The organism is Humiphilus diazotrophicus (genome assembly GCF_059726315.1).
Window position 1 is genome coordinate 6,363,012 of the sequence record NZ_AP040870.1, and the last position, 20,907, is coordinate 6,383,918.

Genomic DNA, 20,907 nt, shown 5'->3' on the forward strand with positions numbered 1-20,907 from the left:
GCCCTTTCTTTGATCTTCATTACTTGCTTCCGCTCTATTGTGCGTTTGGCAATTTCTCCAGATCGACGTTCACATTGATAGTGCCGCCTGTGACCTTGATCTTGCGAACCCAGGGTTGATAGCCCTTCTTTGAAATGGTGATGGTTTCCTCGCCTGGAGCCATCTCTACCGAGGAAGGAGTATTGCCCACAAAGCTTCCGTTGATGTCGATGTCTGCTCCTGCCGGATTGGAAGAGATATTCAACTTTGCCGGAGCTGTCTGTGTTGAAATTGCGGCGGCCGTCGGTCCCGCTTCCTTCATTGCAGCTTCTGCCGGAGCCGAGCTCCTGAGCTCGGAAGAATGATCTATCCAATGTCTTGTGATGGAAACGCATGCTTCCTGAACAGAGCCTCCAAGCGAAAAGGTCGATTTGCTGAAAATGGAATCTCCGGTTGAGCGTACAAATACCGCGACCTTGTTCTTGTGGGACAGAGCACTCTTTCCGCCCTCATGGTCCAGCTGAACAATATAGTCACTGACATCGCGACGATTATTAATCGTGACCTGAGGACAGCGTTCTCCGAAGGTCTTGATGATCTCGGCAGTCTGTGGACGTGCTCCGCCACTACCGCTCGCTCCAAAGGCTGAATCTGATCCTCCCGCAGAGGAGTGCACCTCCCAGGAAGTACTGTCGGTTACATAGACTCTTGGTTTATCTTGTGAGGCCGCTCCTGTCTGTGCCCATGTAACGCCGGGGGAGGAGAGGAGCAACAAACCACAACTTAACATTGCAAAAGGAGCAGAAAATGGAACAGATGTTTTCATAGCGTGCCTCAAAAAGCTAACTTGAAATCATTCGAAGTCTAGCATGTCCTGCATTTGTGCGGATATCGAACATCTCCGCTCTGTGGGAATTTGATTATTGATTCGCGAAGCAGTGTTACTGTTTGGTTATCGCAGCTCTAACTTATAGGTAGGATAGTAACCGAATGAAATTTAAAAATTTAGCTCGGTTATCGATATCGAAAATTATGGGCATCTCACCTGACTCGCGTCGAGCGAAGATGGGATATCAGTATACGTTTGTATGGGAAATTCCTCTGGAGATCGTTACCACCATATCCGCTTTCGTGACTCTGAGATTCCGAAGGCCTGTTGTCTTTCTGCCTCATTCCAGCATTCTCTTTTGCCTCTCCGCTCAAATTGTTGTTGAAACCAGCGACCAACGTCCCCTGCGAACTTCTCCGTCATGCATCACCAGCGAGAACGAATTCCTTCCAAGTTGAATCTCCTTCTTTTATGTAACTCCTTTCTTGACATTCACAGATTGTGGACTATTATTCACCTAGAATGTCTACCCGAGAAAGCGATCGCATCGAACTGTTGCAGGGGACCCTGGACCTGCTGATTCTCAGAACCCTTGTCCTTGGTCCTGCGCATGGACACGCGATTGTGAAGGCAATTGAGCGCAATTCCGACGATGTTCTTCTTGTCGAGCAAGGATCGTTGTATCCAGCTCTTCATCGCCTCATCCAGCGCGACTGGATCTCCGTCGAGGATGGAATTTCGGAAAACAATCGCCGCGCCAAGTTCTATCGGCTCACGCCGAAGGGGCGCAAGCAGTTGGTTGTTGAGACTGGGAAATGGGACAAGCTGGCCCGAGCGATTGCCCAGATTCTTCGGCCTCAGAAAGAAGAAAACTAATGAAACGGCGCGAATACCTCGAGCAGTTGGAGCAGGAGATTCATGAGCACATCGAGCTAGAGGTGCAAGAGAATCTCGATCGAGGTATGACGCCGGAGCAGGCTAGAACAGAGGCTCTAAGGAAGTTTGGCAATATTGCCGCCGTTCGCGAAGAAACGTATGCCGTCTGGAATTGTCTGTGGCTGCAGAATGCCTGGCAGGATATCCGCTATTCACTGCGCCAGCTTCGCCTGGCTCCCGTCTTTACGTTGACTGTAATGCTCACGCTGGGGCTGGGCATTGGTGCAACTACGGCAATCTTCTCGCTCGTGCATGCCGTGATGTTGAAATCACTTCCGGTTGCCGATCCATCGAGGCTATACCTGATCGGTACAGACAAGACCTGCTGTTCTTCGAATGTTTTGCAAGGGAACTGGCAAAGTTTCTCCTATTCTCTCTACAAGCAAGTTGAGAAATCTGCTCCACAGTTCGATAACGTCGCTGCCTTTCAATCGGGAGGCGGAATTCTAAGTGTCAGGGAAAGCACTTCGACGGCACAGGCGCGTGCGCTTCTTGGCGAATACGTCAGTGGAAACTACTTTGAAACCTTTGGAATTCAGCCCTATGCCGGGCGCCTCATTACGCGCACCGACGATCAGCAAAACGCAGCACCTGTTGCCGTACTTAGTTATCGTGCCTGGAAGGAGCACTACAACTCCAATCCCGCGGTGATTGGTTCCACCTTCAACATCGAGACGTATCCCTTCACAATCATCGGCATTGCGCCGCCGGGGTTCTTCGGTGAGACGCTGACCAGCACTCCGATTGAAATATGGGTCCCATTGCAGAGCGAGTATCTGATCGATGGCAAGGCCTCATTTAACTTGATTCCTTCGCAATCGTGGCTTCGATTGATTGGCCATCTTAAGCCTGGGGCAAGCATCGACGGAGTTTCGGATGAACTTTCGGCGGTTCTTCAGCATTGGCTTATCTCCGATGCGGCGCTGCCGGAACAGAGCCGTCCTCGATCTCTTCAGGAGTTAGCACGGCAGCGGATCTTGCTTGCACCTGGAGGGGCAGGCATCGGAACAATGAGGGAGTCCTATTCCGATAGCCTGCGTTTACTCTTCGAATTGTGTTTCGCCGTCCTTCTAATTGCCTGCGCCAATACTGCAAATCTGCTTCTGGCGAGAGGCGTTGCTCGCCGCGCACAGATTGCCTTACAGCTTTCACTCGGAGCTTCGCGTAAGCGCATTCTTTGGCAGGCACTAACGGAGAGTTCGGTGCTTGCGCTGCTCGGTGGTGTTGCCGGTGTCTGCATTGCATGGCTCGGGGCGAGGCTTGTGATCTCCCTGGTATTCCCTGTAGCGGATGTACCGATTTCGGTACATCCATCGCTGCCTGTGCTGGGGTTCTGCCTGATGCTTTCGTTGCTTACCGGATTGATCTTCGGAATCGTTCCCGCCTGGCTCTCTTCGCGTATCGAACCGATTGAATCTCTCCGTGGCTCTAACCGCGCAACGCACAAGAGTACGGCTCTTCCGCAGAAGATGTTAATCGTGGCGCAGGCATCGCTCTCCGTCGTATTGATTTCTATAGCGGGAATGCTGACGCACAGCATCCTCAATCTCCAGAATCAGAATCTTGGATTTGCAACGGAGAAGCGTGCAAATATTCTGATCGAGCCTCCTCTGGCCAATTACACGCTTGAGCAGTTGACCCGCCTCTATCGGGATCTCGATATGAGACTTTCGCAGATCCCCGGAGTTCATAGCGTTGGTTTCGCTGTAGCTCCTCCCAGTTGGGGCGGATGGAATGAGACAATCGTGCTGCCTGGCGAGGGTGCTTTGCGCTCCGATGGTTCCCGCAACATCACCTGGAATCGTGTAAGTCCTAAATATTTCGAGACTCTTGGAATGCCAATTCTTCAAGGCCGGGGAATTCTCGATTCCGATCAGGACAACACGCGAGGTGTCGTAGTTGTGAACGAAGCTTTCACCAAGAGATATTTCCCGAATCAGCCCGTTCTTGGCAAGCACTTCGGACTCCGCCTGCCAGCGCATTCGCTAGAGATTGTGGGCGTAGTACGAGATGCTAAGTTGGGCCATCTCCATCAGGCTCCGGCGCCCATGGTCTTTGGCTCTCTCGCGCAGCATATTCTTTATTCCGAAGAAATACTTCAGGCTGACGATAAATGGGATCATTTCATCACTGCGATACAAATCTTCTTTACTGGAGATCTGGGAGCGATGGAGCCGAGGTTTCGCGAGGCCTTTCGGCTTGTAGATCCTAACTTTGCCATCATAGAAGTTAAGCCTATGCAGCAACTGGTCGATAGACAGCTGGATCAGCAGCGGACCGTTGCACAGCTTAGCAGTCTTTTCGGCATTCTCGCGCTCGTCCTGGCCTTGATCGGTTTGTATGGCGTGACGGCCTATACCGTGAACCGTAGAACCGGAGAGATCGGTATACGAATGGCCATTGGAGCCAATCGTTTCAACATCGTGCGGCTCGTCTTTCGTGGAGCCTTCGTTCATGTTGTCATTGGTTTAGTGCTAGGCATTCCTGTTTCGTTGATTGTTGCGAAGCTCATCTCGGCCAGACTGTATCAGGTTAATGTTCTGGATCCGGTTGCACTGAGTGTGTCCGTCGGGACGCTTATCTTGGGAGCGGTCGTCGCGAGTATCTTTCCCGCCTATCGCGCAGCCTGCATCGACCCTATCCGTTCTTTGCGAGCCGAGTAGGTGAGGCTCAAAACTTCCGCCTGCTCTCGATATCCTTCAGAAGATAGCTATCGCAGGGCAATTCGGCGAGAATGCAGTTTCGGGACGGTCCAGTTTAATCTGTGAGACGCATCACATACAGTGATATATCGGCAACACAGAATCAGGGACACGCTCGGCAAATCATCCAGAGATCTAAAGCATTTTCGCTTTTAGTATGGTCCAGCGGAATTTAGTGAAGTGTTGCCGTTCTTTAGCGGAACGGCAACGCGGTCATTTATTTCTGGTCTACGGCGAAAGCGAAAATGCTCTAAGCACGGAAGGCATTGATTCCGAGAAATACCTATGTCGTTGAGGCTTAATGGCTACCTCGTTTCCTTCTGCTCGCCCGACTTTGGTTTCCTCTTCGGGAAACCGTCGATCTCCTGGTTCTATGATTATTTCCGGCTTGCTTCCAATTGGTGTTGTGCTTGCGGTAGTGGGCGGAATTTTTCTTTTGAGCACGACTCATACGCTTACGCCCTGGCAGCAGGGATATGATCCAACCGGACATTGGTGGCTCTCCACACTCTGCGCTGCTCTTCCCATTGTGGTGCTGCTGGGCGGACTTGCGATCTTCGAAATCAAAGCTCACTACTGCGCAATGCTGGGCTTGGCAACAGCCCTCACCATCGCTGTCGGCGTCTTTCATATGCCGCTTAAGTTGGGGCTTATAACTGCTGTATACGGTGCAGGTTACGGTCTTTTCCCCATTGGGTGGATCATCCTCAGCGTCATCTTCATGTATCAGCTCACGAACGAGACGGGCAAGTTCAAGGTTCTGCAGGACAGCATGATGGGCATTACGCAGGATCGTCGTTTGCAACTGCTGCTGATCGCCTTTTGTTTCGGAGCTTTCTTTGAGGGGGCTTCCGGTTTTGGAACTCCTGTGGCAGTTACCGCTGCCATCCTGATTGGATTGGGCTTTCGTCCATTGCAGGCCTCCGGGCTTGCGCTGATTGCGAATACTGCACCGGTAGCCTTTGGCGGACTAGGGATTCCTATCCTGGCACTATTCGGCGTGACGGGCATCGATATTCACATCTTGAGCGCGAATATCGCATGGATACTTACGCCCTTCTGCATCCTGATACCGTTCTGGCTGATATGGGCATTTGCCGGTTTTCGCGGCATGCTCCAGGTTTGGCCTCCTATCCTTGTAGCAGGAGTAACTTTTGCGTCTACGCAATTGTTGATGGCACTCTTTCACGGACCATGGTTAGTGGATATCGTGGCTTCCGTGCTTTCGATGGTGGTGCTAATTAGCTTCCTCAAGATTTGGAAACCGAAGCAGCTATGGACGCTGAAGGAAGAAGAGCAGCAGACAGCTGCGGTTACGGCAACTCATTCTGCTAAAGAGACAGTTTCGGCCTGGTTGCCGTGGGTGATTCTTAGTGTCGCGGTTTTCCTGTGGGGCTCGCCCAGCTTTAAGGCTTGGCTCGATCATCTGTCACTCTTTAAGTTCCCGATTTCTGCACTGCACAATATGGTGCAGAGAATGCCTCCGGTGGTATTGAAACCGACTAATGAACCGGCGGTCTTTGTCTTCAATTGGCTGTCAGCGACAGGCACGGGCATTCTGGTTGCGGCAACTCTCTCGGGCTTCTTGATGGGCTGTGGACCGGGCACGATTGCGAAGGTCTTTTGGAAGACGATAGTGCGGGTGCGCTATTCGTTGCTGACTATCTCCTGCATGCTGGCCTTGGGCTTCCTTACTCGTTATTCGGGAGTGGACGCCACCATGGGGCTGGCCTTTGCGCGGACAGGGGTGCTCTATCCCTTCTTTGGTACCATGCTTGGCTGGTTAGGTGTGGCGCTTACCGGATCGGATACTTCCTCGAATGTTCTTTTCGGCAGCTTGCAGCAGATTACCGCTCAGCAGATTCACATCGCTCCGCAGTTGATGGCCTCGGCCAACAGCGCAGGTGGCGTGATGGGGAAGATGATCGATGCTCAAAGCATTGTGGTGGCCAGTACTGCCACGCAATGGTATGGACACGAAGGCGATATTCTGCGCTTCGTTTTTGTGCATAGTTTGGTGCTGGCCTGTCTTGCAGGACTTGTGGTCTTCTGCATGGCCTATGTCTTTCCCTTTGCGCATCTGGTTGCCAAGTGAAATGTAACGAAGTTCAGCTTCCAGGCCTGACATCTTTTAGGTGCGGATGGACATTGGGGATGACAAATGCAGCGGGAGGCAGTGCGGAATAAGAGATGAGCCATTGGCTTATGTTAGAGCGATGAGTCAATCGGGCTCGGTGAGTTGGTTTCTCTCCCGGAGGGAGCCGCCGAAAATAGCCCCGGGTGAAGCGAAGCGAAACCCGGGGTAACGTACAAAATAAATATTGCCCGCCCCGGAGGTGGCGGGACGAATGCTTGCTCAATCCAGAGAAGTGAGATTCGTTCCGCCCCATACGGGGCGGAGGTCTATTTAGAATGGGGTACCCCGGGTTTCGCTTCGCTACGCCCGGGGCTAGTCTCTTGGCATCCCTACCGGGACGCTATTTGCGTGACGTCGACCGGACTAAAGTCCGATCCTGACACAATATTTCTTTTGTCCAACTCCTATCCTTGTCAGCAAACTGAGCTCCGCCTATTCATGCCGCAGTGCATCGACGGGATCGATGCGGGTAGCACGGCGCCCAGGGAAGTAGCTGGCGAGCAGAACAACGATAGTCAGAAAGAGTGCTGCTCCGGCAAAAGTGATCGGGTCAGAGGTCTTGACGCCTACCAGCATTCCGCCAACAAAGCGTGAAGCAACGAACGCCGCTGCAATTCCTACTAAGATTCCCAGCATAGTAAGCCGCAGTGCTTCTCTGAGAACCATCTGCAAGACATCCGCTGGACGTGCTCCCAGGGCCATGCGGATGCCCATCTCCTGCGTTCTCTGGTTTACGGCATAACTCATCACACTGTAGAGACCGCTGGCTGCCAGCAGCAGGCACATCAGTCCCACGACACTGAGCAGGCTAGCTGCAACTCTCTGCGGGTAGAGCGAACCGTTGGTAGCATCTTCGAGTCTTCTGCTGTTGAAGATGGCGTCCTGATTAAGGGATAGCGCCTCGCGCTGAAGGTCCGGAATCATTAACATCGGATCGCCTTGAGTTTTGACGAAAACCGAGAAGTTCAATCCAGGAGCGAACCATTGCTGGAAGGGAATGTAGAAGTACGGTGTCGCCGCTTCCATTGGCGTGTGGTATTTGCTGTCCTTAACGACTCCGATAATCGTGGCCTTGGCGTGTTCAACTCGAAGAGTATGTCCGATAGGGTCATTCCCCTGAAAGAAGCGTCGCGCAAAGGTTTCATTGACGATGATGACCAGCGGTGCCTTCTTATCGTCCAGGTCTGTGAAGTCGCGGCCCTCGCGCAAGCGAATGCCCATCAGTTGGAAATATCCGGGAGGGATAGTAGCGCGATGAACGAGCATCTGTTCGTTGGGTGCGGGAATATAGCCGTCGATATCCAGACGATGCCATGGGCTTGAACCGACAGCGGCTGTCATTGGAACTACATCGGAATAGGTGACCCCGACAACCCCAGGCAGAGATTCCACCCGGTTGCGAAGCTTGTAGCAGAAGAGCCGTTGCTCTTGTGCGGAATAACCTGCATTCGAGAGATAGAAATTCGATACCGAGACGTTGTGCATGTCGAAGCCAGGCTCAATCTGACTGGCGTTTCGGAAGCTGCGGAAGAAGAGTCCTGCCCCTACGAGTGCCACCATGGCCAACGCAACTTCGACACCAACGAGCAGTCCGCGTAGACGATGAGAGTGTGCGCCTACACTGCCGCTACGGCCACCCTCTTTCAGTGTCTCGTTCAAGTTGCCACGCGAAGAAAAGAAGGCGGGCGCAAGCCCGGAGACGAGCGTCGCCGTCATCACGATGAGCATCGTGAAAGCGATGGTGGGGATATTCAGATTTCCGCCGAAATCGAGAGGTATATCGATTGGTGGTAGCAGAGAGAGCAACGCTCTCCCCATCCATTGGACAAAGATCAGGCCGAGTATTCCTCCTGCGGCGCAGAGAAGCAATGTTTCTGTGAGCAGCTGCCGGATAAGGCGCCCGCGATATGCGCCCATCGCCATCCGGATACTGAACTCTTTCTGACGGGAGACCGAGCGGGCAAGCAGAAGGTTGGAAACATTCGCGCAGACAATCAATAAAAGCAGGGCGCAGACGGCCATTAGGATACGGAGCGGCTTCAGTAACAGTCCTTGCGCTCCAAGATGTCCGGCCCAGACCGGTGTGACGGTTGCGTCGATTCCGCGATTGGTTTCCGGATATTTCGCGGCCAGTTGTTTCGCTAAGGCTCCAATCTCGATGCGTGCCTGTTCCATGGAGACACCCGGCTTCAAACGGATCAGAGTCGAAGTCAGATCGCGGGTAGCACGGTAGTGGAGGGTTCCGTCTCCGGTGCCCATATCGGTTGCCATCGTGACCGGCATCCACACGTCATAAACTACGCCGACCATGCTGCCGTGAAAGTCTTGTGGTGCTACGCCGACGATGGTCAGATTATGCCGATTCAGACGGATAGTTTTGCCCAGTACATTAGGATCTCCGTTGTACCGGTGCTGCCACATTTTGTAACTGATGACGGCTACCGGATAGGCTCCAGGATGGTCGCCGCCTTCTTCGGGAAGAAAGGTACGTCCCAGAATGGGCCTTACTTTCAGCATGTCGAAGTAATTGGCTGAGACCAATTCCGCCCAGGCCCGCTCCGTTCTTCCATCGTCTCCTATGCTCAAGGGGGTAAAGCGAGCTACGGCTACCGAGGAAAGCTTTAGATTGTCGCGATAGTCGCGGTAATCGAGATAGGAGCTGTTGACCAGAAATTCACCGCTGGGAGTTACGGTTTCAATGAGAGCTAGTTGTTGCGGATCGCCTACACCGGGGAGGGGATGGAGAAGCACACTGCTGATCCAGCTGAAAACCGTCGAAATGACAGCAATGCCCAAGGCCAAGGTGAGTACGGCTGTAAGCGTGAATTTGGGATTGGCTAGAAATCCTCTCACCCCGAAACAGATATCTTGCCAGAGCGTTCTCCCGAAGCGATGCACAGTATTTATGAAATCTTGCACGGCGTTCCCCTCGTCAAACGGAACCTAGTAATTATTGCAATCGTGTAGCCATTGGCAGTCTATTGTTTTGCAGGGAATTCCCGCGCAGTTTGATGTTGCGAAAGCCGCTGCCTGTCCGCTTTCGGGTGCCTTTGTCCGGAAATGAACAGTTGCGAGAGTTGGGAGCAGATGGAGTGAGGAATGCTGGAAGGATTCGGGCCTGAGCCTCCATCAGTGCTTTCTATGCCGTCCCCGCCCTCAGGAATGTCGTCAATGGGCGGATGGGGAGACAAACTAATATCGATTGCAGGATGGCTATGACAACGTTATCATTGTGGGGCTGGATTGAGGTCGATCCGGAATACGCGATCCTCTGCGCAAGGACGGGAGCAAGCTCATACTAAGGGCGTCACTGCCGGAGGATCGTATTTACTTTGGTTCTTTCTGCGGCGAAACCTGCCTTTCGATGAGAGGCATATAGTTTAGAGCATTTCCCGCATAGGTATAGACTTGCCAACGATGGCGAAGAGCAGCTTTCTTTGGCGGAAAGCTGCGTATGCTTCTGTGACTCGGTCTACATCTTTGCTGGAAAGGCTCTCGTTCGCCTGGATAAATTCGAAAACTGTGTCGGTATGAGGTCCTGTTCAATATGGAAAGAAGACAATTTCTGCGCCTGGCATCCGTCGTTACCGCTTCTTTGCCGTTTTCTAAATGCTCTCGGGCCTCTTCCGGCTTATTGAACATCCAAGACGCGTTGAGTCGGGAAGATCCGATCTTTAGCCAATTCGTGAATCCGGAGAACAAGCATCGTCCCTTTGTCCGGTGGTGGTGGAACGGGGACCGGGTGATACCGCAAGAAGCTCTACGCGAATTGGACCTGATGAAGGCAAACGGCATTGGTGGTGTCGAGATCAATCCCATCAAGTGGAATCAGAATGCCGATTCGATAGGCATTCCGGAGTTGTCCTGGGGCAGTAAGGAGTGGTTGAAGGTCGTTGCCTCGACAGTGAAGGGAGCAAAAGAAAGAGGGATGATCTGCGACATGATCGTCGGCTCGGGCTGGCCTTTTGGCGGCGAGTTCGTTCCCTCCGAGCAGCAATCACAAATCATTCTTCTGGGGACAAGGAACCTGCAGGGTGGTCGGCGTCATAGCATCTCGCGGCAGGAATTGTTGGATAGTGTAACGCCTCCCAGCAACCGTCCTGGCAGCAAGCGAGAGCTCTTCCTCCTTCGTCTTGCCCCCGCCGTGGTGGATAGCTTTACTCCTGGTACAAGCCTGAATGAGCAGTTGCAAAAGGACGCCATTGTGGTCGATGTGCCTGCGGGCGACCATGTCCTGTATTACCTGGTGAAGGTAAATGGCTTTCAATCTGTGATTCAGGGTGCCTTAGGGGCGAATGGTCCTGTCATCAATCACTACGACAGAACGGCGGTTGAGCACTATCTAGATCACTTCGCCGAACTTCTGACGGCAGAGCTTGGCTCTCTGGGACAGTATTTTAGAGCCTTCTTTACCGACAGCATTGAACTCGAGGGCGCGAACTGGTGCAGCGATATGTTCGAACAGTTCCGGCAGCATCGGGGGTATGACCTGGAGCCTTATTTCCCCTACATCCTCTTCAAAGTCGGAAGCATGGGGAATCGGGTGAATGAGAGTTATGGAACAAGATTCTCAACCGCTGTGCAGGAAGTTCTGAATCGCGTTCATTACGATTTTGAAGAAACCAGGCTGGCGCTCTTCAAGGAGCGCTTCATGGGGACATTTACCAGCTGGTGCCGGAAGGTGGGCGTAAAGTCCAGGATGCAGGCCTATGGAATGGATTGCTATCCGATTGAAGACAGCATGATGCTGGATATCCCCGAGTGCGAGACCTGGATCTGGGGCCCTGAGGTAGACGAATTCAGCAGCAGTCTTGAAGGACTGAAGGGCAGAAACTACACGATGGTCAATAAGTTCGTTTCTTCTGCTGCGCATCTGGCCGGAAAGCAGTTGATCAGCTGTGAAGAGATGACGAATACCGAGCTGATCTTCGATATCACTCTGGAGCGCGTCAAACTTACAGGCGATCAGAGCAACTTATCCGGAGTGACACATTCTATTCTGCATGGCTTCAATTACAGTCCGAAGCAGGCGCCTTTTCCGGGATGGGTCCGCTATGGTTCCTTCTTTAACGAACGCAATACCTGGTGGCCATATTTCAGAATGTGGGCAGACTATAAGTCCAGGATGTCCTCGTTGTTCCAGAACTCCGTGATGCAGGCGGATATTGCGGTACTGCATCCGTTGGCTGATCTCGCTTCGAAGTATGGGTATCAGAGAGATCCCTTCCCGAATGTCTCCTATCCTTCTTATGTCCATCAGGTATGGGAGGCGATCCATCAATGCGGTAACGGCTGTGACTATGTGTCGGAGAGCATCTTGCAGCAGGCTACGAAGGGCAAAGATGGACTCGCCTATGGACCTCGCAAATATAAGGCTCTGATTCTGATCGAGGCCGAAACTCTGGAGCCCGCTACGGCTAAGGCGATTCGCGAGTTTGCAGAGAACGGAGGCAAGGTAATTTTCGTCGGCAAGACTCCACACCAGTCTTCAGGTATGACGAGTTATAGCGCAAAGAGCAAAGCAATCGCTGACGATATGCAGGCCGCCCTAAGGCATACGGGAGCGGTGGGAGTTGTCGATGCGCCGACCAGCGATGTATTGAGCTGGTATCGCAAGGTGCAGCAGCAGTTCTCGCTCACCCCTTACGTGGGGATCAGCGATCCCGTCATTCATGTAAGCCAGTTGCACTATAAATCGGGCGCCAAAGATATCTTCTATTTCACCAATTACAGCGCTCAGAAGGCGCATGCGTTTACAGCCAGTTATTCCGAAGGAGCAAAGCTCCCCTGGCTATGGGATGCTGAGACAGGCAAGCGCTATCTCTATCCTCGCGATGAAGCGGGACGGCTGCATATTTCGTTAGGTCCGTCGCAGTCAAGGGTCATCGTCTTCGAGGATGGCGGCACAGATAGGCCTGCAGCTGCGGAGACCTATCATCCCATAAGCTTGGAAGATCTTTCCGCGATGGAGTTGGAGGGACCTTGGGAGGTGGCTTTACACCCTGTGAGCGGTAATGAGCAGAAGCTTACGCTTGAAAAGCTGGTCGATCTGAAATCGAGACCCGATACTAAGGATTTCTCCGGAACCATCGTTTATAGCAAGCATTGCAAGCTGGGCAAGGCGAAGGGAAGGGCTTATTTAGATCTCGGGCACATCAACGACGTCTCGGAACTACGCATGAATGGAAAGCTTCTAGGCACACGGTGGTATGGCGACCACGTTTATGACATAACGGATGCCATTCAAAAAGGCGACAATGAGCTTCAAATCTTTGTCGTTACAACTCTCGGAGCCTACGCAAGAACTCTGAAGGATAGTCCTGCGGTGAAGGAGTGGACCCGAGATTCTGCGCCATTCGGCCCGACTGGTTTGGTGAATGCCGTGAAGGTGTTCGGAGTGTGAATTAACACTCCAGCGGATGGAGTTTTCTGGGCTTTTCGGCCATGATGTAATCATTCGAATGCTGTTGAACTTTATCCTATGGAGGTCATATGGGGAAGGTTACAGGTCTGGGTGGCGTATTCCTTCGCGCCAAGGATCCTAAGGCTCTTTATTCCTGGTACGAAAAGCATTTAGGTGTAAGCAGTTCCGCAGGTTGCTTTATTTTCCCCAAGGAGATTCAACGCGCATATGTCGTTGTCTCTTTCTTCTCCCCTGAGTCCAGCTATTACCCGGTGACACAACCCGCCATGCTCAATTTTCAAGTGGACGATTTGGATTCTGTATTGGACGGGCTTGTGACTGCAGGCGTTTCGGTTGATTCGAAGCGTGAAGACTCCGAGTATGGACGCTTCGGCTGGTTTACCGATCCGGAGGGAAACCGGGTCGAGCTTTGGCAGCCGAAGGAAGATTCCGAGCAGTCGTAACCGGGTGGCGAGTGTAGGATTAACGTAGGCTTCCATCGGTAATTGAGCGACACTTTGAAAAGTAGCTCGGTTACCGATATGGAAGCTTTTGTATTTAGACAGGGCTGTTATTAGAGCTGACATGTCCGGAATCGGACACATAAGCATCAATTGCTTTTGTAGGTTCGTCCACGCCACAACCGGATAAGAGAGAAGCACGAAGAAAGGTATCAGCAAAAGTACGAGAAATAACTGCGCAAATTGCCGCACGGGAGACTGTATTTCTATGTCTATCCGTCACGGAGCCTGTATCTGAAGCGCATATGGCTGTTGGATAAAGAATCTTTTAATATCTTCTGTAACTAATGGCGGCCTAATTGCTGTTTCCGCAGTGGGCAGCGTATCGCTCACAATTAGGAATAGATAGGGAGCATCCCCCAATGAGTTCGATTCAGGGTTACAGCAGTTCCAATCCGTTCACAACGTCATATTCTTCGTATCCGTCCTCTTCAACTTCTTCATCTTCTTCCGATATCACAGCTTCTTCCGGCACTACGGCGAGCGATTCCTCTTCTGTTACGAGCTTTTCAGATTTATACGATTTACATAACATGTCTACTGACCAAATGCGGGAGCTGTCCAGCAAATTGTATGCGGAAGGTAAGCTAGATCCCATAGAGATATCGGAGCTCTATGATAGTGGATGGTTACCGGCCGATGACAATGGAATAATCGACGGAAAAGGTACAAACTATGCAACTCCAGGACGGGTGAATACGCCAGCTCTGGCATATGGAAGCACGATTGACCTGATTGGTGTATTCCAGGACGGGATTGCAGGTGCGGAATCTCGCGGCAATTCCAAAGCTGCCGCTGAATTTGAAAGCTTCCTCGGTAAATTTGAGAGTGTCGCTGCCGAGAGCAATTCTCGTGTAAACGCTAAAGCCTAGGGCATTTCCCGAAAAGATGTAGATCGAAGCAATAGAAGTTGGCGCGGCTTTCCGCCAAAGAAAGCCGCTCTTCACCTATCTTCGAAAGTTCACAGTATTTCGGGAACCGCTCTAGTGATCCACATTTTGCGAAGCCAGGCAGTACAACGATACTGCCTGGCAGCTTCCTCAATTATTGCAACGAAAAGATACCTTCTTTAAGTCTTCCTGTTGACGATGAAGGATTGTTTGCTGCCTGACAAGTGTCGTCCTGGTTCCCTTGATTTTCTCGCGTTGCTCATGGTGTACCTGCTCATCCCCTGTAACGGCAGCTTCCTTCGTGTCGCCCGTGCATTCTTCGTGCATTCACAGGGAGGGGCTGACTGCTTCGAAAAAAGTGCACACTCCGAGCTGCGTCCTTCCCGCAGTTCTTCGCTATTTTCTAACTGGAGTGTTGTTTTAGCTGGCCATGGAGAGGGCTTCTTCGGCCCAACTGACCGCTTCGGTATAGTTGACAGCAATTTTGCTTTCCGAGACACCCATTGCGGTGCAATCTCGTGAGCACTCGGCCCAATTCCCCTGCTCGTATTGCTCCAGACAGGTGAGCAATCTTCTTTCCTGGTTGTTTTCACCCCGCAAGGCGGCAATGACCTCTGTCCGGAAGGGAAGTGAGGGAACGATATCTTCCATCTTCATGCGCAAGATGGCTGGAAAGAGCGAGAAGAGTCCTAGAAGATACTGCTCCGTTGCATCTTCTCCAATAGCCTCTGCCGTCAGCTCGCAGAAACGGGCTCTGGCCAAGGCCATGCGAAGGAGTTCTACGGTCTGCTTCTGATTGAGTTCTGCTGCAATTGAGATGCTTGCGAGTTTACGGAACTGCTCGTCGCCGATGGTCAGCAGGGCCGTCATGATGGAAGTTACTTCTTGCCGCAAGCCAAACAGTGCGGAGTTTACCAGCCGCAACAATCTGTAACAGAGGGAGGCTTCTCTTTTTACGAGGGTCTCAATCTCTTTCAAATTCAGAGGGTCCTGGTGCAGAGCTCGCAGGAGTGCCAGGTAATTGAGCCGATTGGGTGGTATCTCGCCGCTCGAAAGGATAATAGGGCGGCAGAAATAGTAACCCTGAAAGTACTCATAGCCCTCGCGGAGTGCTGCTTCAAAGTCCTCCAGCGTTTCGATTTTCTCTGCCAGCAGATGAGCTTCGCGATTGCCTATTCGCTTGCGAAGCTTCTGGCGTTCTTCGGGCGGAGAGAGCATGAAATCGATCTTGATGTAATCGGCCAGGTCGATAAGAGGCTCCATCTCGGGGCGAAAGACAAAGTCGTCCAGGGCGATTTTGTATCCCATTGCCCGCAATTCCGCGCAGGCTTTGATTACTGCCGAGTCTGGAACAACGGTTTCAAGAATCTCCAGCACTGTCGATTGCGGAGGTAGCAGGGTAACCAGCTTTTCAAGCAGAGTCTCACGGGTACAGTTCACGAAGGCCATCGACTTGCCGGTGAGTGTGTTCAGTCCGAAGAGCAGTGTGTTGTCAAGGGTGATTCGGCTTGCCTGGTCTCCGTCGCTGCCGCTAAATTCGTTTTTTGTGCCTTCCCGGTATAGCAGCTCGTAACCGTGGATTCGATTATGAACATCGAAAATAGGCTGCCGCGCGACAAAGCGAAGGCGAGATGGTGTTTCTTTCGTACTTGCCGGTGGCCGCGACATGCGGGGCCCTCCCTTTCAAACCTCGCTCAGGCACGGAGAAATAAGGCTTGAGAGTGATTAACATGTGCAGCGTAGCACAAACCCGATCCAGCTTGAACAACTTCCAGCACGTAGCGGCTTTGCATTATTTAGATTTAGGAAGATTTCCTAAATTGAGTTGTCATACCTCATTTTGCAATTTCCCCGGAGCTGCCGATAATTATTTTGTCACCGGAGATGCACTGTTTTCGTTGCTCTTCAAGCGTTCCAGCTGGGCATGGATTTTGTTCAGATCCTTATCGCTAAGTTTGTCGTCGGTAGAGGGCTTTGCGGCATAAAAGGCGGTTAAGTGCTGGACGATAATCGGCGATACCGGCCGGTTATCGCTGAGGTAATGGTCGAGGAGCTTCATATATGTTTTATCGGCGAGCCGGTATTCTCCAAAACGAATAGGGTCGCCTGTGTCCAGATTCATCTCCGGGAAGTTGATTCGCGGGGGCTTTGACATAGCAAGCATCTCGAGATTCGGCGAAGGCGCTCCGAGTCTTTCAAGTTGATGGTTGTACTCATCGACGGTATGGTTCACGCTGCGAATGTATTCGTCCTGCTGCTGTGTATTTGGTAGGACAGGTTTGAGCACTTTGAGCGGACCGATCTTTGGAGTTATGCGAACTAGAAAGGCAAGGAATCGCGTCTTCCAACTCGGATGGGAGTAGTCCTTTCCCCATTGACGTTCAAACTCCGTCCGGCGCAAGCGATAAACAAATTTGCGGTGGTTGAATCCTGGGGACTCGCGTTCGATCTGCTTGCCATAGGCGATCAACGCCACCTTTGTCATCTTAGGAATCAGCCTGGAGACTGCGCCGCGATAGGTATTAATTGCGTGTTCCTCGCTTGTAAAGATCTCAGACAAGGGGAAGCCGTAAGTTTCGAGAAATGCTTGATCGAGTATTGGCTGCGAGACGCGAAAGCCGATGAAGTCCCGATAGTTCTCCTGTGAATATCTTCCGTGAGCGACCTCCACCACGTCGAAGCCGAATTCCGTTTGGATGTGGGCGACAGGATCCTTTTCATAGGAAACCACGTCGCCGTATTTCCGTTGTAGCTTTGGGTGCTCCGAGGCCACCATCCTGTTGATGTAAGGGTGCCCGATGCTGTCGGAGGTGTAATGTGCCAGCGCTCCGAGCGCAAAGGCCAGATCATTGGCGTCGTGGGCGTTGCGAAGAAGGGCAGCGATAAAGTCGCCGGTGCGAACATAATGCAGCAGATCGGAGAAGAACTTGTTCCCGAAAGGGTAATAACCAAGATCCTGAATAAGGCAGCCGCCATAGGCATAGGAGTGAGCTTCTCGAAGCTGGTCGGCCGTGAGCCCTGGAAATCGTGCGAGCAGAAGCGGCTGGATGTGTGAAGTCCATGCCATATCGACGACCTCCTCATGTGAGAGCACGGAGTATGCTGCAGCCGTCCGGGCAAAGAAAATGCCTAAGAGAAGGAGTGCACAAAATATCGAACGTAGCATAGTTGTTTCCCGGCTCGGCCGGTGCGGTGGATGGTCGGAGTGGGAGCGGAATCTGATAATTTCTCTCCGTAAGGTGACGTGAAATGAACCGGTTCTGGTTGTCTGCAGTTTTGGGCTTTGTGCGTTGCACATGGCTTTCGGGCAGGAAAGCCGTCTCGGTAAGACTTTGCCTGAGATGAAGGTATTTGAGCAATAGGTGAGCCATTTTCGTGCTTTCAGTCCCTTCTCTACCCTTCCTGTGACTATGACAAGTCTCCACAAGAGCGGTGGCCCCGCAGCAGATCCCTTCATTGCCGATCCTTATGAAAAGGATGAGATCTATGCTTGGGCTGCTGAAGCACAGGCGCCGGACAGTACGAGGTACTCGATGAGAGAATAAAGCTATGGATTCGGTAAGAATGGACAAGTGGCTTTGGGCCGCAAGATTTTTCAAAACGCGTGCACTTGCTGCTCATGCCTGCGACCTTGGCAGGATTCAATCCAACGAGCAGCCCGCGAAGCCTGCTCGCGATGTTCGGGTGAAGGATATGTTGCGGATCAGAACCGAGGGCGGAGATTTTCAGGTTGAAGTCCTGGCCTTGAGCGATGTTCGTGGTCCGGCTTCCGTCGCTCAGACCTTGTATCGCGAAACAGAAGAGAGCAAAGTTCTACGGCAAAAGGTGGCAGAAGAACGCAAAGCCGTTTTGCATTATGAGGGTCCCGAAGGTGGCAGACCCTCCAAGCGCGATCGCCGCCAACTCAACCGGATGCGCGGACGGTATTAGAGCATTTTCCGAAAAGATGTAGACCGAAGCAATAAAAGTTGATGCGGCTTTCCTCGAAAGAAAGCCGCTCTTCACCCTACTTGAAAAGTTCACAGTATTTCGGGAAATGCTTTAGAGCATTACCTGCAATACTGCGAACAACATTTCTATCTTGTTCTGGTGGTCTGGCCGAAGCCGGGCTTTCTCTGTAATCGTGTGAAATTTCCAGTTAATCTGTCTTGTGTTCTGTTACCGATATGGACTTATGTTCTTCTTCCCAGTTCAGGAACGCCCCTCAAAGATTTTGTCTAAACCTGTTTCTTCAAGGGTTACATTCATAATCACTTATCTTTGACGAGAATTCATGCGGCATTCCGTATTCGCGCAATGAAAGTGGGCTGCTGGGTGTGATCCGGAGCACGGTGATATTGCGGTGCGGATGCGCAGAATAAAGTCGGTTGAGGAGCGTACTTAGCGCTTTGTCCTTTCCTGATCCCGTACGCTTGCGGAGGCCCCAGATGTCTGGCCTGACGCAGATCGTCATAGTTCTCCTTTGTGTGGGCTTTTCTATTTCAATTTCTGCATTCGGGCAGTCTACCGCTTCCGTCCCGGTTTTGGCGTATCACCGTTTCGATTCCCAGAAGGCCGGATCCACTACCATCAAGACCTCCACTTTTGAGGCGCAGCTTAACTGGTTGGCCGAGCATCATTATCGGGTCGTTCCGCTGCAATCGGTTCTTTCCGTGGTGAAGGGAAGTGCAACGGAAGATGCTCCTTCTGTCGCCATCACTGTCGATGACGGTCATCGTTCGGTCTATACCGAAATGTTTCCTATCATCCGGCGGCGCGGAATTCCGGTGACGCTGTTTATCTATCCATCGGCAATCAGTAACGCCGACTATGCCCTAACGTGGGAACAGCTCAAGGAGATGAAGGCCTCCGGGCTTGTTGAGATTCAATCGCACACCTATTGGCATCCGGACTTTCGCAAGGAGAAGGCAAGGCTCTCTCCCGCTGCCTATCTCACATTTGTACGCACTCAGCTGACACGCTCGAAGGATGTGCTTGAGCGGAAGTTGGGTGGCAAGGTCACTCTCCTGGCGTGGCCCTTTGGAATCATCGATACAAATCTCAAGGACATTGCTGCGCAGAGCGGATACCTCGGTGCATTTGCCTACGAGGGCGGAGTAGCGCATGTCGGCTCCGAACTCTTTTCTATTCCCCGTATTCCGATTTCGGATTGGCAAACCGGGGCCAAGTTTGGTGCTATTTTGCACCCGTCGACAAGGAAGGTTGGGCCATGAAACGCGTTATAGAACGTTTTATAGAACTTTTGCTGCTGATACTGGTTATCGCCCTCGCCTGTCCGGCGGCGGGCGCCTTGGATGCTGTTGTTACGGACGCAAAAACGGGAGCGAAGATCCCCGGCGCTATTGTGACCGTGGGGAATCGCACTTTTACAACCGATCAAGCCGGGCGCTTTAGTTTGCAGAACAATTCCGAAGGAGTCCGGTTGCGGGCACCTGGATACCTTGCCGCTGCGTATAGTGCCTCCGATATTGCGGGACGTCAGGGCGTTCTGCCTCTGACTCCCTTTGTCCCGAAGGCTGTTTACCTCTCCGTCTACGGGATAGGTTCGAAGGTTTTGCGGGACTCGGTTTTCAATCTGGCCCAGCGTGGCTTGGTTAATGCTGTTGTTGTCGACTTGAAGGGAGATCGAGGACTGATTTCATTCCAGACTTCGGTTACGGCAGCGAAGGAAACCGGCTCCCGTCAGGTGACAACCATCAGCAATCTTGCAGGACTGGTACAGACGCTACATAGCAAAGGTATTTATGCGATTGGCCGAATTGTAGTCTTCAAAGATACTCCGCTTGCTACCGCTCATCCCGATCTTGCGATTATGCGTTCGAACGGGAAGCCCTTTCTTGACCGGGAGGGTCTGCAGTGGGTAGACCCCTTCCGAAAGGAAGTTTGGAATTACAATATTGCCATTGCCGTGGAAGCTGCCCGAGCTGGGTTTGACGAGGTTCAGTTCGATTATGTTCGCTTCCCTGATTTTGCCGGTCAATTGCGTTTTTCCGATACTCCGACGGAAGCTTCCCGTAAGGCAGCTATCGCAGGATTCTTGTCGGAAGCCCGTCGCCAGCTTACGCCCTACAATACCTTTCTCGCAGCCGATATCTTCGGTTATGTTTCATGGAACACCAATGACACGGGCATTGGTCAGCAGATCGAGGACATCGCCAAAATCGTCGACTATATGTCTCCGATGCTGTATCCCTCGGGATTCCAATTCGGCATTCCGAACTATCGCAATCCTGTTGCTCACCCCTACGAGATTGTTAAGCAGACGCTTGAAAAGGCGCAGCATCGGGTCAATGTGCAGCCAAAGCGCTTCCGTCCATGGATACAGGCCTTTCGCGATTACGCCTTTGACAAGCGCACCTTCGGACCGGAGGAGGTCCGGGCACAAGTGCGCGCAGCTACGGAGTTTGGTTCCGATGGCTGGATGCTGTGGAATCCAAGAAATAGTTATGAGGCGGTCTTCGTCGAGCCTCAGACGACCGCTCGCGTTGCCTCGATCCGATAGCCTCCTAG

General features: G+C 52.1%; 14 protein-coding genes. 10 read left to right on the forward strand and 4 right to left on the reverse strand.

Annotated elements, in window-relative coordinates:
• Nucleotides 1-34: 34 nt before the first annotated feature.
• A complete protein-coding gene (locus AC6I7T_RS25890; RefSeq protein WP_497790668.1) occupies nt 35-805 on the reverse strand; it encodes a PEGA domain-containing protein in 771 nt (256 codons plus the stop codon).
• A 525-nt stretch (nt 806-1,330) separates the two neighbouring features.
• Between AC6I7T_RS25890 and AC6I7T_RS25895 the strand changes: the two genes are divergently transcribed.
• From AC6I7T_RS25895 to AC6I7T_RS25905, 3 genes are all read left to right on the forward strand, one after another.
• Entirely contained in the window at nt 1,331-1,684 is a 354-nt protein-coding gene (locus AC6I7T_RS25895) for a PadR family transcriptional regulator (RefSeq protein ID WP_497790669.1), read from the forward strand.
• Nucleotides 1,684-4,407, forward strand: a complete 2,724-nt coding sequence (locus AC6I7T_RS25900) for an ABC transporter permease (protein ID WP_497790670.1) — start codon at nt 1,684-1,686, stop codon at nt 4,405-4,407. The genes AC6I7T_RS25895 and AC6I7T_RS25900 overlap by 1 nt, the downstream gene beginning before the upstream one ends.
• 340 nt (nt 4,408-4,747) lie before the next feature.
• Nucleotides 4,748-6,541, forward strand: a complete 1,794-nt coding sequence (locus tag AC6I7T_RS25905; protein WP_497790672.1) for an L-lactate permease — start codon at nt 4,748-4,750, stop codon at nt 6,539-6,541.
• 474 nt (nt 6,542-7,015) lie between these two features.
• Here AC6I7T_RS25905 and AC6I7T_RS25910 read toward each other — a convergent pair whose 3' ends face one another.
• Nucleotides 7,016-9,502: an ABC transporter permease gene (locus AC6I7T_RS25910; RefSeq protein WP_497790674.1), complete on the reverse strand. Its 2,487-nt coding sequence runs from the start codon at nt 9,500-9,502 to the stop codon at nt 7,016-7,018.
• Between the two features lie 628 nt (nt 9,503-10,130).
• Between AC6I7T_RS25910 and AC6I7T_RS25915 the strand changes: the two genes are divergently transcribed.
• The 3 genes from AC6I7T_RS25915 (at nt 10,131) to AC6I7T_RS25925 (ending at nt 14,379) form a co-directional block, all read left to right on the forward strand.
• Nucleotides 10,131-12,986, forward strand: a complete 2,856-nt coding sequence (locus AC6I7T_RS25915; protein ID WP_497790675.1) for a glycosyl hydrolase — start codon at nt 10,131-10,133, stop codon at nt 12,984-12,986.
• A gap of 89 nt (nt 12,987-13,075) precedes the next feature.
• Nucleotides 13,076-13,450 carry a VOC family protein gene (locus AC6I7T_RS25920; protein WP_497790677.1) on the forward strand — a complete coding sequence of 125 codons (375 nt, stop codon included), beginning with the start codon at nt 13,076-13,078 and terminating at the stop codon, nt 13,448-13,450.
• A gap of 419 nt (nt 13,451-13,869) precedes the next feature.
• Complete coding sequence (locus tag AC6I7T_RS25925; RefSeq protein WP_497790678.1) at nt 13,870-14,379, forward strand: hypothetical protein; 510 nt, start codon at nt 13,870-13,872, stop codon at nt 14,377-14,379.
• A gap of 438 nt (nt 14,380-14,817) precedes the next feature.
• Here the strand turns inward: AC6I7T_RS25925 and AC6I7T_RS25930 are convergent, their stop codons facing one another.
• Nucleotides 14,818-16,065 (reverse strand): EAL and HDOD domain-containing protein, encoded by a 1,248-nt coding sequence (locus AC6I7T_RS25930; RefSeq protein ID WP_497790679.1) that lies wholly within the window; start codon nt 16,063-16,065, stop codon nt 14,818-14,820.
• Nucleotides 16,066-16,264: 199 nt separating this feature from the next.
• Entirely contained in the window at nt 16,265-17,464 is a 1,200-nt protein-coding gene (locus AC6I7T_RS25935; protein ID WP_497790680.1) for a zinc dependent phospholipase C family protein, read from the reverse strand.
• Between the two features lie 295 nt (nt 17,465-17,759).
• Here AC6I7T_RS25935 and AC6I7T_RS25940 point away from each other — a divergent pair, with 295 nt between their 5' ends.
• The 4 genes from AC6I7T_RS25940 (at nt 17,760) to AC6I7T_RS25955 (ending at nt 20,899) form a co-directional block, all read left to right on the forward strand.
• Nucleotides 17,760-17,942: a hypothetical protein gene (locus AC6I7T_RS25940; RefSeq protein WP_497790682.1), complete on the forward strand. Its 183-nt coding sequence runs from the start codon at nt 17,760-17,762 to the stop codon at nt 17,940-17,942.
• A gap of 4 nt (nt 17,943-17,946) precedes the next feature.
• On the forward strand, nt 17,947-18,327 hold the full coding sequence (locus AC6I7T_RS25945; RefSeq protein WP_497790683.1) for an RNA-binding S4 domain-containing protein: 381 nt from the start codon (nt 17,947-17,949) through the stop codon (nt 18,325-18,327).
• Nucleotides 18,328-18,824: 497 nt separating this feature from the next.
• Nucleotides 18,825-19,610, forward strand: coding sequence for a polysaccharide deacetylase family protein (locus AC6I7T_RS25950; protein ID WP_497790684.1), 786 nt, complete (start codon nt 18,825-18,827; stop codon nt 19,608-19,610).
• Nucleotides 19,607-20,899, forward strand: a complete 1,293-nt coding sequence (locus AC6I7T_RS25955; RefSeq protein ID WP_497790685.1) for a putative glycoside hydrolase — start codon at nt 19,607-19,609, stop codon at nt 20,897-20,899. Before AC6I7T_RS25950 ends, AC6I7T_RS25955 begins: the two co-directional genes overlap by 4 nt.
• Nucleotides 20,900-20,907 lie beyond the last annotated feature (8 nt).